This window comes from Streptomyces sp. NPDC111802, assembly GCF_055634335.1.
This window is the reverse complement of the sequence record NZ_JBVKCZ010000040.1, coordinates 1-15,223: the sequence shown is the minus strand read 5'-3', so window position 1 is coordinate 15,223 and position 15,223 is coordinate 1. Positions and strand designations below refer to the sequence as shown.

Annotated in this window: 15 protein-coding genes; 7 read left to right on the top strand and 8 right to left on the bottom strand. The window is 72.9% G+C overall.

The window, feature by feature from the left end; translation table 11 throughout:
- Positions 1 to 11 precede the first annotated feature (11 nt).
- The 5 genes from ACZ7NC_RS34245 to ACZ7NC_RS34225 form a co-directional block, all read right to left on the bottom strand.
- On the bottom strand, positions 12 to 671 hold the full coding sequence (locus ACZ7NC_RS34245; protein WP_471494052.1) for a response regulator transcription factor: 660 nt from the start codon (positions 669 to 671) through the stop codon (positions 12 to 14).
- Complete coding sequence (locus ACZ7NC_RS34240; RefSeq protein WP_471494049.1) at positions 668 to 1,924, bottom strand: sensor histidine kinase; 1,257 nt, start codon at positions 1,922 to 1,924, stop codon at positions 668 to 670. The genes ACZ7NC_RS34245 and ACZ7NC_RS34240 overlap by 4 nt, the downstream gene beginning before the upstream one ends.
- Complete coding sequence (locus ACZ7NC_RS34235) at positions 1,921 to 2,922, bottom strand: hypothetical protein (protein WP_471494047.1); 1,002 nt, start codon at positions 2,920 to 2,922, stop codon at positions 1,921 to 1,923. The genes ACZ7NC_RS34240 and ACZ7NC_RS34235 overlap by 4 nt, the downstream gene beginning before the upstream one ends.
- An 80-nt stretch (positions 2,923 to 3,002) precedes the next feature.
- Positions 3,003 to 3,473, bottom strand: coding sequence for a GNAT family N-acetyltransferase (locus tag ACZ7NC_RS34230; RefSeq protein WP_471494045.1), 471 nt, complete (start codon positions 3,471 to 3,473; stop codon positions 3,003 to 3,005).
- 4 nt (positions 3,474 to 3,477) lie between these two features.
- Positions 3,478 to 4,251, bottom strand: a complete 774-nt coding sequence (locus tag ACZ7NC_RS34225; protein WP_037743746.1) for an IclR family transcriptional regulator — start codon at positions 4,249 to 4,251, stop codon at positions 3,478 to 3,480.
- A 131-nt stretch (positions 4,252 to 4,382) separates the two neighbouring features.
- Here ACZ7NC_RS34225 and ACZ7NC_RS34220 point away from each other — a divergent pair, with 131 nt between their 5' ends.
- On the top strand, positions 4,383 to 5,912 hold the full coding sequence (locus ACZ7NC_RS34220; RefSeq protein ID WP_471494042.1) for an aldehyde dehydrogenase (NADP(+)): 1,530 nt from the start codon (positions 4,383 to 4,385) through the stop codon (positions 5,910 to 5,912).
- A gap of 281 nt (positions 5,913 to 6,193) precedes the next feature.
- Here ACZ7NC_RS34220 and ACZ7NC_RS34215 read toward each other — a convergent pair whose 3' ends face one another.
- Together ACZ7NC_RS34215 and ACZ7NC_RS34210 are read right to left on the bottom strand one after the other, a co-directional pair.
- Positions 6,194 to 6,856: a response regulator transcription factor gene (locus tag ACZ7NC_RS34215; protein WP_471494040.1), complete on the bottom strand. Its 663-nt coding sequence runs from the start codon at positions 6,854 to 6,856 to the stop codon at positions 6,194 to 6,196.
- A 92-nt stretch (positions 6,857 to 6,948) separates the two neighbouring features.
- Positions 6,949 to 8,673: a sensor histidine kinase gene (locus ACZ7NC_RS34210; protein ID WP_471494038.1), complete on the bottom strand. Its 1,725-nt coding sequence runs from the start codon at positions 8,671 to 8,673 to the stop codon at positions 6,949 to 6,951.
- 220 nt (positions 8,674 to 8,893) lie between these two features.
- Here ACZ7NC_RS34210 and ACZ7NC_RS34205 point away from each other — a divergent pair, with 220 nt between their 5' ends.
- Complete coding sequence (locus ACZ7NC_RS34205; RefSeq protein WP_471494035.1) at positions 8,894 to 9,490, top strand: LURP-one-related family protein; 597 nt, start codon at positions 8,894 to 8,896, stop codon at positions 9,488 to 9,490.
- 53 nt (positions 9,491 to 9,543) lie between these two features.
- Positions 9,544 to 10,152: a DUF1349 domain-containing protein gene (locus tag ACZ7NC_RS34200; RefSeq protein ID WP_471494033.1), complete on the top strand. Its 609-nt coding sequence runs from the start codon at positions 9,544 to 9,546 to the stop codon at positions 10,150 to 10,152.
- Here ACZ7NC_RS34200 and ACZ7NC_RS34195 read toward each other — a convergent pair.
- Positions 10,112 to 11,515 carry an MFS transporter gene (locus ACZ7NC_RS34195; RefSeq protein WP_471494031.1) on the bottom strand — a complete coding sequence of 468 codons (1,404 nt, stop codon included), beginning with the start codon at positions 11,513 to 11,515 and terminating at the stop codon, positions 10,112 to 10,114. The two genes, ACZ7NC_RS34200 and ACZ7NC_RS34195, sit on opposite strands and share 41 nt — an antisense overlap.
- Before the next feature lie 70 nt (positions 11,516 to 11,585).
- On the opposite strand from ACZ7NC_RS34195, the gene ACZ7NC_RS34190 reads away from it, so the two are divergent.
- From ACZ7NC_RS34190 to ACZ7NC_RS34175, 4 genes are all read left to right on the top strand, one after another.
- Positions 11,586 to 12,581, top strand: coding sequence for a GlxA family transcriptional regulator (locus ACZ7NC_RS34190; protein WP_471494029.1), 996 nt, complete (start codon positions 11,586 to 11,588; stop codon positions 12,579 to 12,581).
- Positions 12,578 to 13,081 (top strand): GNAT family N-acetyltransferase, encoded by a 504-nt coding sequence (locus tag ACZ7NC_RS34185; RefSeq protein ID WP_471494026.1) that lies wholly within the window; start codon positions 12,578 to 12,580, stop codon positions 13,079 to 13,081. The genes ACZ7NC_RS34190 and ACZ7NC_RS34185 overlap by 4 nt, the downstream gene beginning before the upstream one ends.
- Positions 13,082 to 13,209: 128 nt before the next feature.
- Positions 13,210 to 13,926, top strand: a complete 717-nt coding sequence (locus ACZ7NC_RS34180) for a DsbA family oxidoreductase (RefSeq protein WP_471494024.1) — start codon at positions 13,210 to 13,212, stop codon at positions 13,924 to 13,926.
- A gap of 122 nt (positions 13,927 to 14,048) precedes the next feature.
- On the top strand, positions 14,049 to 15,101 hold the full coding sequence (locus ACZ7NC_RS34175; protein WP_471494021.1) for an aminotransferase class V-fold PLP-dependent enzyme: 1,053 nt from the start codon (positions 14,049 to 14,051) through the stop codon (positions 15,099 to 15,101).
- The last annotated feature ends 122 nt before the right edge of the window (positions 15,102 to 15,223 follow it).

Here is a 15,223-nt window from a genome sequence, read left to right as displayed (position 1 = left end):
GCCCCGTTTTCTCATCGGGCGTTCATGAAGCCCGCCTCGTACGCGGCGATGACCGCCTGGGTGCGGTCCCGGGTGCCCGTCTTCGCCAGAACAGCCGCCACGTGCGACTTCACGGTCGCCGGACCGACCTCCATCCGCCGTGCGATCTCCGCGTTGGTCAGGCCCCGCGCCATCAGCCGCAGCACGTCGCTCTCCCGGCCCGTGAGCCGCGCCACCCAGGGCGGCGGCGCGGGGTACGCGCGCGCGTGCTCGGCCGCGAGGGCGCGCACGGCCGACGGGAACAGCAGGGTGTCGGTGCGCGAGACCAGCCGTACGGCCTGCACGAGCGCGTCGGCCTCGGCCCGCTTCAGCAGGAACCCGGCGGCTCCGGCGCGCAGGGCGTCGTACACGTAGGAGTCGTTCTCGAAGGTCGTGACGACGACGATCCGGGGCGGCGCGTCGAGGGTGGCCAGGATCTGCTCGGTGGCCCGGATGCCGTCGATCTCCGGCATTCGTACGTCCATCAGGACCACGTCGGGCCGCCGCTCCCGCACCACGGTGACCGCCTCGGCCCCGGTCGACGCCTCCCCGACCACCTCCAGGTCCGGCTCGGCGGAGAGGATGGCGCGCAGGGCGGTGCGCACCATGCGTTCGTCGTCGGCGAGGACGATCCGGATGGGCGGCGTCGTCATGCGGGTCCCTTCATGGGCAGTCGTACGTGCAGGCGCCACGTCCCGTGTGCGGGGCCGGCCTGAGCCGTCCCGCCCAGCAGCCGCGCCCGGTCGGCGATACCGCGCAGGCCGTGGCCGCCGCCGGGGCGGCAGGAAGGGGCGTGGGCCAGGGGGTTCTCGGCGGTGATCTCCAGGTGCCCGTCGGCGGTCTCGATCCGCAGGGACACGGCCGTCCGGTCACCGGCGTGCTTGAGCGCGTTACTCAGCCCCTCCTGCACGATGCGGTAGGCCTCGCGGGAGAGGACCGGCGGCAGCGCGTCGGGGTCGATGCCGACCGTGGCGGTCACCCGCAGCCCGCACGCGCGCGTGCGGCGCAGCAGGCCGGAGAGGTCGGCTGCGAGGGTGGGCGCCGGGGCCGTACCGGGTGCGTCGCCGTCCCTCAGCACGCCGAGCACGGCGTCGAGTTCGCCTACCGTGCGCCGGGTCGTGTCCTCGATCGCGGCGAGCGCCTCGCGGACGAACTCCGGGTCGCTGTCGAGGACTCGGCGGGCCGCGCTCGCCTGGAGGGTGACGGCGCTCAGCGCATGGCCCACGGAGTCGTGCAGCTCGCGTGCGAGCCGGTTGCGCACGGCGAGGTCGGCGGCCCGCGCCTCGGCCGCCGCGAGCCGGTCCTCCGGCGTCGGCCCGAGCAGCGCGGGCGCCCAGCGGGCGAGCAGCGCACCGCAGACGGCCGCGCAGCCGGCGAGCGCGAGCATCGTCGCCACGCCCGCGACCGGCGCGAGCGCCAGCACCCAGGTGCGGTCGAGGGCCTCGGGCAACCCGACGAAGTCATCGCCGCCCGCCCACACCAGCAGTGGCAGCGCGGTGAGGAACCCGGCGAACGGCGGCACCGCCAGCGACATCCCCGAGATGATCCCGCCGAACCCGAGATGCAGCGTGAACCAGGCCGCCGCCCGCCCCTTCGCGGCCCGCGACCGGGCCGGACCCTGGGCGAGCAGGCCCGCGTCCACCCCGCACAGCGACCGCACGGCACCCGCCTCCAGGGACCGGGTCAGCGGGAACAGCGCCGCGGTGAGGGCGGCCAGGGGCAACCCCACGACGAAGGAGAGGAGTTGGAGGGGCAGGTCGTTGAAGACGTACCGGGAGTCGGTGGCGGGGCCGACGACGAGCTGGCCGACGAAGACGTACGGCATGGCGAGCGCGCCGCCGAGGATCAGATGGATCCAGCGCCGCCGCGCCCGCCGCCCGAACAAAAAGCGGACGAACTCGCTCACACCGAACGACACTTCCGGCTCGCGGAGCGCTCCGCGAGGAAGTGGACGCCGAGGCAGGCGACGAGGATGCCGACGATCATCTGACCAGCGTAGGTGAGGTTCATCAGCGGTGCCGGGTCGTCGGCGACGTCGGTGAGCGGGGCCAGCGACAGCCAGCCCGCCCAGCAGACCGAGGCGGCGGACCCGACCCAGACGAGGGCGAGCGGCACCATGACGGGCAGCGCCCGGCCGCGCCGGAACGCGAGGAGGAGGCCGCCGGTGACGGCCATGGCGAGGAACACGGCGGACAGGGCCTCCATGACGTAGAAACCACTGGTGCGGCCGGTGACATGACTCTCGTCGAGCCCGGCCGTGCCGCCGCACGCCCACAGGAGACGGGTCAGCAGCGGCGGCAGCGCGCATACGGCCGCCGCGGCGGCGACGGCACGCTGGGCCGCCCCGATGAGGCCGACCGGAAGCTCCCACACCCGCCCTTCCCACAACCGGCCCCAGCGGTCGCGGGCGTACAGCGCGAACAGGGCGCCCAGAGTGAGTCCCTGCACGATGAAGCCGGTGTAGACGACCCCGAAGACCCAGGCGTCGAGGAAGGGTTCGGCATCGCCGGCGTCGGAGGTCGCCGGGGACCCGCCGAGCAGGTCGACGAGGAGCTGGAGCGGAAACCCGGCCATGATCGGCGCGAGCAGCCCGGTGGCCACCCATGCGGGGAGGCCGAGCAGCCACGCGGGCGCCCGCAGCCCCCACGGCCGGGTCAGCACCAGCGCGAGCACGATCACCGCGCCGTCCATGAGGACGGTGACGCCGTTGGCGACGACCATGCTCCCGCGGTGCTCAAGGAGCCGGCTGCCCTGCGGGATCCCGAGGTGACTCCCGGCGATCCAGGCGGCCTTGAGCGCGAGGTACGGCACACAGGAGGCGATCGCGACGGCACGCAGCAGCCGACGGGGCCGGCCGGCGCCGACGGCGGGGGTCACCTGCGGGGGAGCGAATGTCCGCGTCATGCGTCCACGCTCCCGCGCGACGACATCAGGGCACGTCCTGCGCGACGATGATCCGTCTCCGCCGTACGGGGGAGAGGGGCTCAGCCCTGCAACGCCAGGACCAGCTCGTCGATCTCCTCGCCCCGTGCGTTCGCGAAGCCCCTCTCCTGCGCGGTCACCCGGAACCCGCACTTGCGCAACACCCGGAGCGAGCCCTCGTTGTCCGCCGCCGCCCGTGCGTACAGCGGGCGTTCGGGCACCTCGACGAGCAGCCCCCGCAGGGCTGCCGTGGCGATTCCGCGGCCCCAGTAGGCGCGGTCGACCCAGTAGGTGACCTCCCGCTCGCCCGGCTCCCCGTACACGGCCGCGCTCCCCACCACGTCACCGTCGGCGAGGATCGTGCGCAGGACGTGCGACGAGGACCTGATCCGCTTCCATTGCTCGTCGAAGGCGTCCCGGTCGGCCGGGTCCTTGGGGGTGAAGGCCGCCATGCGCAGCGCCTCCGGGTCGTTCATCTGCCGGTAGAAGACGGGCAGATCGCTGTCGTGCACCGCGCGCAGTTCCACATCCATGGAGTCAGAGCCTACGAGTTGCCAGTGTCAGCCGGTCCCGCGCGTCGAACAGCGCGTCCTTCACCATCTGTTCGTGCGCGGGCGTCAGCCGGGCCACCGGGACCGAGCAGCTGATCGCGTCGCGGGCGGGGGTGCGGTACGGGATCGCGACGCCGAAGCAGCGCAGGCCGAGGGTGTTCTCCTCGCGGTCGACGGCGAAGCCCTGCTCGCGGACCTGGTGGAGCTCCTCGATGAGCTTCTCGCGGTCGGTGATGGTGTTCTCGGTCAGCGCCGGGAGCGTCTCCGGGAGCATCTTGCGGACCTGTTCGTCCGTGTATGTGCTCAGCAGCGCCTTGCCCAGGGAGGTGGAGTGGGCCGGGAGGCGGCGGCCGACCCGGGTGAAGGGGCGCAGGTAGTGCTGGGACTGGCGGGTGGCCAGATAGACGACGTTCGTGCCGTCGAGACGGGCCAGGTGGATCGTCTCCGTCGTGTCGTCCGACAGCCGGTCCAGCGTCGGACGGGCCGCCGCGACCACCTCGTCGCCGTCGATGTACGACGTGCCGACCAGCAGCGCCCGTACGCCGATGCCGTACCGCGTGCCCGTCGCGTCCGTCTCCACCCAGCCCAGCTCGACCAGCGTGCGCAGCAGCATGTAGAGGCTGGACTTGGGATATCCGACGGCCTCCTGGACCGCCGCGAGGGAGTGCATGCCGGGGCGTCCGGCGAAGTATTCGAGCAGTTCAACCGTCCGTACCGCGGACTTGACCTGCGCCCCGCCGCCCGTCTCGCCAGCCGACATCGCCCTTGACCCCTTCGTTCGACGGGAAATAGTCTCCGACAGCGTATTCATCATCAGAGACAGTGTTCAGTATATCGAACACCCCTGGTGGATGACCCAGCACTGCGGCATTACATGTGGAGGGACCTGCGGTGGCAGCAGCACCAGTCTGGAGTGTCGACCCCCGTACCGGGAAGCAGCGTGAACAGGTTGCGGTGGAGGCCACAGCCCAGGAGGTGGACACCACCGTCCGCGCGGCGTACGAGGCGCGCGGCTCCCTCGCCGACCGTACGGTCCGCTCGGCCTTCCTGCGCACCGCCGCGGACCGGCTCGAGGGCGCCAAGGACCACCTCGTCGAGGCCGCCGACGCCGAGACCGCGCTCGGCCCGGTCCGCCTCACCGGCGAACTCGCCCGGACCTGCTACCAGCTGCGGGCCTTCGCCGACATCGTCGACGAGGGCGCCTTCCTCGACGTCGTCATCAACCACCCCGACGCCACCGCCACTCCGCCGATCCCGGACCTGCGCCGCTACAAGGTGCCGCTCGGCGTCGTCGCCGTGTACTCGGCCTCCAACTTCCCGTTCGCCTTCTCCGTCGCCGGCGGCGACACGGCGAGCGCGCTGGCCGCGGGCTGCCCGGTCGTGGTCAAGGCCCACCCCGACCACCCGGGGCTGTCCGAGCTGGTCGCCAAGGTCCTGCGGACGGCCGCCGCCCAACACGGCATCCCCGAGGGCGTCGTGGGTCTGGTGCACGGCTTCGAGGCCGGCATCGAGCTGATCAGGCACCCGCAGGTCGCCGCGGCCGGCTTCACCGGTTCCGTACGGGGCGGCCGTGCCCTGTTCGACGCGGCCGCCGCCCGCCCGGTCCCGATCCCCTTCCACGGCGAGCTGGGCTCCCTGAACCCGGTCGTCGTCACGGAGGCCGCCGCGACCGAGCGCGGCGAGGCGATCGGCACCGGTCTGGCCGGGTCCATGACGCTGGGCGTCGGCCAGTTCTGTGTGAAGCCGGGCCTCGTCCTGGTGCCGTCCGGCGCGGCGGGCGACGGACTGGTCAAGTCCCTCACGGACGCCGTCAGCGACAGCGAGGCGGGCGTCCTGCTGGACCACCGGATGCGCGACAACTTCATCGCCGGGGTCACCGAGCGGGTCGGGCTCGACGGTGTGGAGTCGCCGGTGACGCCGGGCGCGGGCGGTGAACACACGGTCAGCGCCGGGTTCCTGTCGGTCGCGGCGGAGAAGCTGGCCGACGAGGGGGCCTACGACCTGCTCCTGGAGGAGTGCTTCGGCCCGGTGACCGTGGTGGTCCGCTACGACGACGACGCGCAGGCGCAGGCGGTGCTGTCCCGGCTGCCCGGCAACCTCACCGCGACCGTTCACCTGTCGGCCGAGGAGGCGGCCGGTGAGGGACGCGGCGCGGAGATCCTCGCGGAACTGACGCCGTTGGCCGGTCGTGTGCTGGTCAACGGGTGGCCGACGGGTGTCGCCGTCGCGCCGGCCCAGCATCACGGTGGTCCGTACCCGGCGACGACCTCGACCTCGACGTCGGTGGGCGGTACCGCCATCGAGCGGTGGCTGCGGCCGGTGGCCTACCAGGGCGCGCCCGAGGCGCTGCTTCCCGCGGAGCTGCGGGACGACAACCCGCTGGGGCTGCCCCGGAGGTTCAACGGCGCGCTGGAGCGCTAGGGCCTGTCGTTTGGATCATGCCGGCGTCGCGGGGTCTGGCATGCGCATCTGGCGCGTTGTCGTCGGTTGTCGCCGCTCCGCGTCGACTCCCTCCTCCGCCTTGCAGCTGCACGCTCCCCCACGCTCGAACCGGCTTCGCTCGGCTCGCGCGGGGGCACCCCCATCGCCCCCGCTCGGGTCGGTTGAGAGGCGCAGTCTCTCTCAGCCGACCTGATCCGAACGACAGACCCTAGGCGCTCCGCTTCGGGGCGCGGCAGCCGCTGGGGTCGGTGGTCAGCTCGTCAGCTCGCGTTCGACTCCAGGCCCGCGTCCCGGGCCAGGAGTGCCGCCTGGACTCGGTTGTCGCAGTCGAGCTTGGTCAGGATGCGGCTGACGTACGTCTTCACCGTGGCCTCGCTCATATGCAGCCGGGCGCCCGCGTCCGCGTTGGACAGGCCCTCGCCGAGCAGGGCCAGCACCTCGCGTTCCCGTGCGGTCAGACCGGCCAGCCGGCGGCGCGCCTGCTCGCCGCGGGCGGTGGCGGCGGGGGAGGCCAGGGTGTCCACGACGTGCCGGGTGGCGGCCGGGGAGAGATAGGCGTTGCCGGCCGCCGCCGCGCGCACCGCGTGGATCAGCTCCTGCGGCGCGGAGTCCTTCAGCAGGAAGCCCGCGCCGCCGTGGCCGAGCGCCCGCAGGACGTTGTCGCGCTCGCCGAACGTGGTCAGGATCAGCACGCGCACCTGCGGCGCGGCCCGGCCGATCTCGGCCAGCGCGGTCAGCCCGTCCATCACCGGCATCTGGATGTCCAGCAGGGCCACGTCGACCGCGGTGCTCCGGGCGGTCTCCACCGCTTCCCGCCCGTCCGCCGCCTCGGCGACGACGTCGATGTCGTCGGCCGAGGTGAGGATCATCCTGATGCCGGCCCTGATGAGCGGCTCGTCGTCGGCGACGAGGACCCGGATCACGCGGCCTCCTGCACGGTGTGGGTGTGATGAACGGATGGCAAAGCCCCGCCATCATGCCCGATCGGTCACCTGTGCGACCTCGTCGTGACCGCTCATATCTCGTCCTTGTAGGACTCCTTCGCGACCAGCTTCCCGTCGCGGAAGCAGAACCGGTAGACGATGTCGTCGTCGACGTCCAGGTAGTGACGGCACGTCGCGCCCTCGGGCAGCGGCGGGCCGTGCTTCTCCTGGCCCTCGGTGAGCAGGGAACTGCCCTCCGGCAGCTTGGCCTTGACGTCCTTCTCGGCGTCACCGACCTTCGCGGACTTGTACACGCTCGCCGATATGGTGCCGCTCTCCACCTCGTCGAACAGCGCCGTCAGCCCCCAGGCCCCGAGGGCGAGAACGCCCACGACGAGGACGACGGAGGCGACTGCACAACCGAGGGCGACCTTCTTCTTGCTGCTCATGATGGCGGCGAACTCCCCTTGCGGATCGGAACGGTCGATGACCGCTCCACCGTCGCCCGCCGCGCCCCCGCCGATCTGCCCCCGAAAGTCGTCGTCAGCGGCGACGGAGGTCGCGCCGTCCGGGCCGGGCCGGGGCTCACCACCGCCGTAGGGCAGCACACCGGCGAGACGGAAACCGCCGTCGGGAGTGGCACCGGTGTGCACCATGCCGCCGACCAGCCGGGCCCGCTCCCGCAGGCCCGCCAGTCCCTGACCACCGCTCACGGCGGGCGGCGCCGTCGGTGCGCCGGCCGGCACGGGCCCGTTGGCCACCTCGACCACCAGACTGTCCGGTTCGTAGCGCAGCGCCACGGAGATCGGGGCTCCCGGCGCGTGCTTGTGCGCGTTGGTCAGGCCCTCCTGGGCGATGCGGTACGCCGCGTGGTCGGCGGCCGGCGCGAGGGGCCGTACGGTGCCGGAGCGGTGCAGCTCGACGGCGGCGCCCGCGGCCCGCGACGACTCGACGAGGTCGTCCACGGTGGCCGCCACGCGGGCCGTCGAGGGCTCGGCGTCGGCCACGTCCGGCTGCCCTCCGGCGGGCGCCGCGACGCCGTCCCGCAGGATGCCGACCGCCTCGCGCAGCTCCCGCATCGCGGACCTGGAGGCCTCCCGGAGGATGCCCACCCCTTCCCGCTGGCGGTCGCTCAGGTCCGGGTCCACCTCCAGCGCCCCGGCGTGCACGGAGATCAGGGCGAGCTGGTGGCCGAGGCTGTCGTGCATGTCCTGGGCGATGCGCTGCCGCTCCAGGAGCCGGGCCTGCCGCGCCACCATCGCCTGCTCGCGCACCAGTTGGGTGTTGTGCCGCCGCAGGGCGTCGAGCAGCGCGTGGCGCTGGGCGCGGTAACGGGAGGCGAGGCCCGGCACGATCACCAGCGCCAGGAACGAGCCCGCCGCCAGCCCGGCCGTCAGGAGCAGCGGCATCTCGATCTCCTCCCCGGCCGCCGCGTGGGCCCCGACGACGAGGTAGAGCACGAACGCGGTGGCGTACGCGGCCAGCGCGCGCCCGGGGCGCATGATCCGGCTGCCCGCCGACCAGCTCGCGTACATCAGCAGCGGTACCGCGCCGGCCACCGATCCGGCCATGGCCGACGAGATGAGCAGCACTGTCGCCGGCAACGAGCGGCGGGCCAGGGACAGTACGGCGACGGCCAGGCCCACGACGACGGACCACCCGCCGAATCCGGCGTGTCCGTCGAAGAGGCCCGCCGACCCGGCGAGCACGACGGCGAGCACGCTCTCCCCGATGATCCGCTTACGGGACCACGGGGAGGCGGCGGCGAGCCGGGCGCGGAGCGGCCGGTCGGTGCGGGGTGTCTGGCTTGCGTCCACGCGCAGACGATAGACAGCCGCCCGCGGGTGCCCGCATCCGCCCTTCGGCGCGGCCCCGAACGACGAAAGTCGACACCCGCTCGCCCCCCGACCCGTCATCTTTGGTCGCTGGGGATGTCGACTTACGGAGACTGCCCCGGCCCGGGGCGCGGGATGAGGATGGACGGATCCGCCGGGGGAAGCCCGCGGCGGCAGGGATCACCGGCTCGGGAGCGGAACAGTGGACAGTGCGGGACGCCAGACGAACGAGCGTTTCACCATCCGGCAGAAGACGACCTTCATGATCAACCGGTATGTCGTGGCCGAGGCGCTGCCGGACGGCTCCGACGGCAGGGTCGTCGCCTTCGCCGAGCAGAAGCGGATGACCCTCAAGGAGCAGATGACCTTCTACACCGACGAGACCAAGGAGCGGGTCCTGTTCACCGCCAAGGCCCGCCAGGTGCTCGACGTCGGCGCCGTGTACGACGTGCGGGACGCGATGGACAACCCCGTCGGCACGTTCCGCAAGAAGTTCGCCGCCTCCCTGCTGCGCTCGACGTGGGAGCTGGACCAGCCGGGCTCGGTCTCGGCCGTCGGACAGGAGCGCAACCGGGCCGTGGCCGTGCTGCGCCGGGTCTGGGAGCTGCTGCCGCTCGACTTCATACCGTTCGTGTGGCCGTACCACTTCGACTTCGCCTCGGGCGACAAGGCCGTGATGAAGGTCGACAAGAAGATCGGGCTGCGCGACCGCTATCTGCTCGACGTGGCCTCGCCCGATCTGGACCTGCGCCTCGCCATCGCCCAGGCCGTGGCCCTGGACGCGCTCCAGTCGCGCTGACCGGGACCACCCTCGGCCACCCGGCGCCGGGCCCCGCCTGGAAGAATCCCCGCATGGACGTGGAACTTCCCGAACTGCCCTTCCTGCTCCGCACATACGGCCCCGACGGCCACTGGGCCTACGAGGACGGCATCCTCAGCGGCTGGGCCGGCCCCCGGCAGGACCGTTTCGTGCCGCCCACCGGGGAGGCCCTGGACCCGGCCTCCGACGCGCCCCGGCTGCTCGGCGCGCCCGAGGGCGACTTCCAGCTGATAGCCCGGGTCACCGTCGGATTCGCGGGCGCCTTCGACGCCGGGGTCCTGTACGTCCATGTCGGCGAGCGGGCCTGGGCCAAGCTGTGCCTGGAGTACTCCCCGGACGTGCCCACGGTCTGCACGGTCGTCACCCGGGGCCACTCCGACGACGCCAACTCCTTCACCGTGGAGGGGAGTTCGGTGTGGCTTCGGGTGAGCCGCACCGGCCGCGCCTTCGCCTTCCACGCTTCCCGCGACGGCGAGCGATGGACCTTCGTCCGGCTGTTCACCCTCGGCGACGAGAAGGAGACCGGCGCGGCCCTCGTCGGCTTCATGACGCAGTCGCCGCTGGGGGAGGGGTGCGTGGTGACGTACGACCACCTCGAGTTCAGGCCGAACTGGCCGAAGGACCTGCGAGACGGAAGCTGAGCAGGCCCGTCACCGTGAGCAGGGCCGCGCTGACGACCACGCTCAGCCGCATCCCCGCCACGAAGCCGTCGGAGATCAGCGCCCCGAAGACGGCGATGCCCAACGCCCCCGCCATCTGCCGGGCCGCGTTGAGCACGCCGGCCGCCAGGCCCGCCCGCTCGGCCGGCACGGCGTCCATCATGGCTGCCGTCAGCGGCGGCACCGTGAGCGCGCAGCCCAGCGCCATCGGGACGAGGAGCAGGGCCACCAGGACCGCAGGAGTGCCGGCGTCGACGTACAGCGTCATGAGCAGTCCCACGACGGCCAGGCCCTGCCCCAGCACCATGGGCAGCCGGGCGCCGTGGCGGCCCGCGAGCTTGCCCGCGACCACGTTCGTCACCGCGATCAGGCCCGTCATCGGCAGGAACATCAGCCCGGCCTGGAGCGCCGAACGGCCCTGGACCTGCTGGAACAAGAGCGAGAAGACGAACACCATGCTGTAGAAGGCGACGCTGACCGCCGCCCCGGCGGCCACCGTCACGGCGACGGTCCGGTTGCGGAACAGGCCGAGCGGGACGACCGGGTGCGGCCGGCGTGCCTCGACGCGGAGGAACAAGGCGATGGCCGCGAGGGCCACCGCAAGCGCCGCCCAGCCCGCCGTGCCGCCCTCGATCACCGCGAACGTCAGTGCCGTGAGCGCCACCACCGCCGTCACCTGACCGGGCAGGTCCAGCGGGGCCGGACGGCGTCGCGAACGCGGGGCCCGGACCAGCAGCGCGAGGATCAGGGCGCCCACCGGCAGATTGACGAAGAAGATCCCGCGCCAGTCCCAGGCCGTGGTGAGCGCGCCGCCCACCACCGGGCCCAGCGCCACCGCCGCCGAACCGCCCGCCGCCCATATGGCCACCGCACGGGCCCGCCGCGCCGGATCGGCGTACGCCTGCCGCACCAGCGCCAGCGAGGCCGGCAGCACGACCGCCGCCGCGACGCCCTGCACGACCCGCGCGCCGATCAGGGCGGGCAGGTTCGGCGCCAGACCGCAGGCCGCCGAAGCGAGCGTGAAGACGGCGGCACCGAGCGCGTACGCCCGGCTCGCGCCCGCCCGGTCCGAGAACGCCCCGGTGGACAGCATCAGCGCGGCGAAGGCCAGCGTGTAGGCGTCGACGACCCACTGGAGGCCGGACATCCCGCCGCCGAGGGAGGAACCGATCGCGGGCAGGGCCACGTTCACGATGGACGCGTCGAGGCAGACGAGGGCGAAGCCGAGCAGTCCGGCGGTGAGGGTGAGGGCGGCGGAGGGCGTCTTGGATTCCCTGGCCTTCGGGGTCGACTCACCCTGGGAATGGGCGAGTTGATCGCCGCGGCGCGTCATGTTCATCGACATGCCCCCAGCCTGCGCATCTCCGCCGCCGTACAGTAGTGGCCGGAATGCCATGCACCCGGAGGTTCTGGCCATGCCCCGTCCGCTCGCCCCGCACCGCATCGCCGTCGTCGCGCCCTCGCCCGTCGCGATGTTCAACCTCGCCATCCCGGAGATGCTGTTCGGCAAGGTCGAGGTGGCCGGGCGGCCCGGCTACGAGGTGGTCATCTGCGCGGCCGAGCCGGGACCGGTGCCCACCACCGGCGGACTCGACCTGTACGTACGGCACGGACTCGACGCCGTGCGCGAGGCGGACACCGTGCTCGTGGCGGGGACCGGGGAGCCCTTCGAGCCGGAGTCGCGGATCGTGAGCGCGGTCCGTGAGGCGGCCGCCGACGGCAGGCGGATCGCGTCCCTGTGCACCGGCGCCTTCCAACTCGCCGAGGCGGGCCTGCTGCACGGCCGCCGGGCCACGACGTACTGGGCGCACGCCGAGGAGCTGCACCGCCGGTACCCGCGCGTCGACCTGCGCGGAGACGTGCTGTACGTCCAGGACGGGCCGTATCTGACCTCGTCCGGCTACGCCGCCGGCATCGACCTGTGCCTGCACATCATCCGCACCGACTACGGCGCCGCCGTCGCCAACGAGGTGGCCCGGCGTGCCCTCGTCGCGCCCGTACGGCCCGGCGGCCAGACCCAGTTCACCCAGACCCCGTTGCCGCCCGAGCGCGGCAACGCCTGCGCCGACACCCGCGGCTGGGCCATGCGCAACCTCGACAAGCCGCTCACCCTCACCGACCTGGCCCGCCAGGCCGGCGTCAGCGTCCGCACCCTCACCCGCCGCTTCCACGCCGAGAGCGGGGTGAGCCCGTTGCAGTGGCTGCTGCATCAGCGCATCGAGCGCGCCAAGGAGTTGCTCGAGACCACCGCGCTGCCCATGGACCAGGTGGCCCGTGCCTGCGGCCTGGGTACCGCCGACTCGCTGCGCGGGCATCTGGTCCGCCGAACGGGGCTGACGCCGAGCGCGTACCGGGCGCAGTTCAGCCGGCTCGGAACCGGGGCGGTCGAGGGCACGTCCTCCGTTGCATGATCAGCGACAGAGCGACCGGAACCCGGGTGATCCGTACCGTCCTGCCCGCCGAAGCGGAGACGGTCGCCGCCCTGCACGCACGCGCCCGGGCGACCTACTACCCCGAAGGACTGCCGCAGGACGGCACCGACTGGCTCGCCGCCTGGCAGGGCGCGATCGCGCGGCCGGACGGGCATGTGCTGTGCGTCGTGGAGGAGAGCCGCATCATCGGGCTCGCCTCCTTCCGCACCCCCGAGGGCGCCCCCGCCGACACGGTCAAGCTGTTCCAGTTCCATGTCGACCCCGAGCACTGGGGCCGCGGCGTCGGTACGGCCCTGCACACGGCCTGCGCGGAGGAGTGGCGGGCCGACGGCAAGCGCACGGCCCTGCTCGACGTGCATGTCGACAACCGCCGCGCCCAGGCCTTCTACGCCCGCCAGGGCTGGATCCCGGACCCGGACAACCCGCCCGCCGAGGGGGATCACCATCTGAATCTGCGCTTCTCCTCGGCGGGGGAGTGAGGGCGGGGAACGAGGGAGGGGGACGAGGGAGGGGGACGAGGGACGGGAATGAACGGCGCTGTTTGAACGTTCATACATCAGGCGGAGGGGGTCTCCGCATCCCGTACGACCTGGAGAGAGCCGAAGACATGCGCGTCGAGATCTGGAGCGACATCGCCTGCCCCTGGTGCTATGTGGGCAAGGCCCGCTTCGAGAAGGCGCTCGAGGCCTTCCCGCACCGCGAGCAGGTGGAGGTGGTGCACCGCTCCTTCGAGCTGGACCCGGGGCGCGCCAAGGGCGACATCCAGCCCGTGATCACCATGCTCACGAAGAAGTACGGCATGAGCGCGGCACAGGCGCAGGCCGGTGAGGAGAACCTCGGCACGCAGGCCGCCGCGGAGGGTCTGGAGTACCGCACCGAGGGCCGCGACCACGGCAACACCTTCGACATGCACCGGCTGCTGCACTTCGCCAAGGAACAGGGCAGGCAGGACGAGCTGATCCAGATCCTCTACCGGGCGAACTTCGCCGAGGAGCGGTCCGTGTTCTCCGAGGGCGACGAGCGGCTCGTGGAGCTGGCGGTCGCCGCCGGCCTCGACGCCGAGGACGCCCGCAAGGTGCTGGCCGACCCGGACGCCTACGCCGACGACGTCCGCGCCGACGAGCGCGAGGCCGCGCAGCTCGGCGCCACGGGCGTGCCGTTCTTCGTCCTCGACCGCAAGTACGGCGTCTCCGGCGCCCAGCCCGCCGAGGTCTTCGAGCGGGCGCTGACGCAGGCGTGGGGCGAGCGGCCGCCGCTGCGGCTCCTCGACCAGGGTGACGCGGACGCGTGCGGTCCCGACGGGTGCGCGGTGCCGCAGCGCTGAGCCGCCGGGCTGCTGAGCCGCTGGGCGAAGGCGCGGTTCGGGGCCATCTATAAGCGTTCCTTGGCGAAACCACGCAAAGAATCGCAATGGACTGATAGGTGTTCAGGGCCCACAGTGGAGCCATGGAGACCTTCGAGAGCCTCGTCGGCGCCGAGTTCGCCCCGAAGAACGTCTATCTCAACACCGCGAGCAACGGCCTGTTGCCGGCCCGCGCCGTCACCGCCCTGCAGCGGGCCGTGCGGATGCGGGCCGAGGGCACGCCGCTCGGCCCGCTGTACGAGGACGTGGAGGCCGTCCGTGCCTCCTTCGCTCGGCTGGCGGGCGTGCCCGTGCAGCGGGTCGCGACCGGCGCCTCGGTCGCCGAGTACGGCGGGCTGATCGCCGCGTCGCTGCCCGCGGGCGCCGAAGTCCTCACCGCCGAGGCCGACTTCTCGTCCCTCGTGAACCCCTTCTACATGCGCGCCGACCTCAAGGTGCGCGCCGTCCCGCTGGAGCGCCTCGCCGAGTCCGTCCGCCCGGACACCGCCCTGGTCGCGGTCAGCGCCGCGCAGTCCGCCGACGGCCGGATCGCCGACCTGCCCGCGGTGCGCGCGGCGGCCCTGGAGCACGGGGCGCGCACCTACGTCGACGCCTCCCAGTCGGCCGGATGGCTGCCGCTGGAGGCCGGCGAGCACGACTTCGTCGCCGCGGTCGGCTTCAAGTGGCTCATGGGCCCGCACGGGGCCGCGTTCTGCGTCGTCCCGGAGGACTTCGGCGGGCTGACCCCGCTGCTGGCCGGCTGGGTCGCCGGTGAGCTGCCCTGGGACAGCTGCTACGGCCCCGTCGAGGACCTGGCCCACTCCGCCCGCCGCTTCGACATCAGCCCCAGCCTGTTCAGCCACGCCGCGCTGCGCGCGTCCCTGGAGCTGATCGAGGAACTGGGCGTGGCCGCCATCCAGGCCCACGACCTGGCTCTCGCCGACCGCTTCCGCGAGGGGCTGGCCGGTCTCGGCCACGAACCGGTGCCGTCGCCCGGCTCGGCCATCGTCTCCGTGCCCGGCCTCGGCCACCGCCAGCCCGAGCTGAGCGCGGCCGGGATCGAGGTCTCCGACCGGGCGGGCAACCTGCGCGCCGCCTTCCACCTCTACAACACCCCGGCGGACGTCGACCGGCTGCTCGACGTGCTGTCCGCCTGAACCACTGGCGCGGGCCCGCCCGGGACGCTAGTACTGCAACGGTGCTTGCCGTGACTGCTGGCCAGTTCGCTCGTTGGTGTGGTCATGGGTGGGGACCATGCTGGTGTCAGGTTGTGGGCGGG

What these genes read in the sequence shown, in the direction of transcription:
- ACZ7NC_RS34185 (WP_471494026.1), top strand. Translation starts at nt 12,578, where the DNA reads ATGATCAGCGACAGAGCGACCGGAACCCGGGTGATCCGTACCGTCCTG.
- ACZ7NC_RS34225 (WP_037743746.1), bottom strand. Translation starts at nt 4,251, where the DNA reads ATGTCGGCTGGCGAGACGGGCGGCGGGGCGCAGGTCAAGTCCGCGGTA.
- ACZ7NC_RS34175 (WP_471494021.1), top strand. Translation starts at nt 14,049, where the DNA reads ATGGAGACCTTCGAGAGCCTCGTCGGCGCCGAGTTCGCCCCGAAGAAC.
- ACZ7NC_RS34180 (WP_471494024.1), top strand. Translation starts at nt 13,210, where the DNA reads ATGCGCGTCGAGATCTGGAGCGACATCGCCTGCCCCTGGTGCTATGTG.
- ACZ7NC_RS34195 (WP_471494031.1), bottom strand. Translation starts at nt 11,515, where the DNA reads ATGTCGATGAACATGACGCGCCGCGGCGATCAACTCGCCCATTCCCAG.
- ACZ7NC_RS34235 (WP_471494047.1), bottom strand. Translation starts at nt 2,922, where the DNA reads ATGACGCGGACATTCGCTCCCCCGCAGGTGACCCCCGCCGTCGGCGCC.
- ACZ7NC_RS34230 (WP_471494045.1), bottom strand. Translation starts at nt 3,473, where the DNA reads ATGGATGTGGAACTGCGCGCGGTGCACGACAGCGATCTGCCCGTCTTC.
- ACZ7NC_RS34200 (WP_471494033.1), top strand. Translation starts at nt 9,544, where the DNA reads ATGGACGTGGAACTTCCCGAACTGCCCTTCCTGCTCCGCACATACGGC.
- ACZ7NC_RS34245 (WP_471494052.1), bottom strand. Translation starts at nt 671, where the DNA reads ATGACGACGCCGCCCATCCGGATCGTCCTCGCCGACGACGAACGCATG.
- ACZ7NC_RS34190 (WP_471494029.1), top strand. Translation starts at nt 11,586, where the DNA reads ATGCCCCGTCCGCTCGCCCCGCACCGCATCGCCGTCGTCGCGCCCTCG.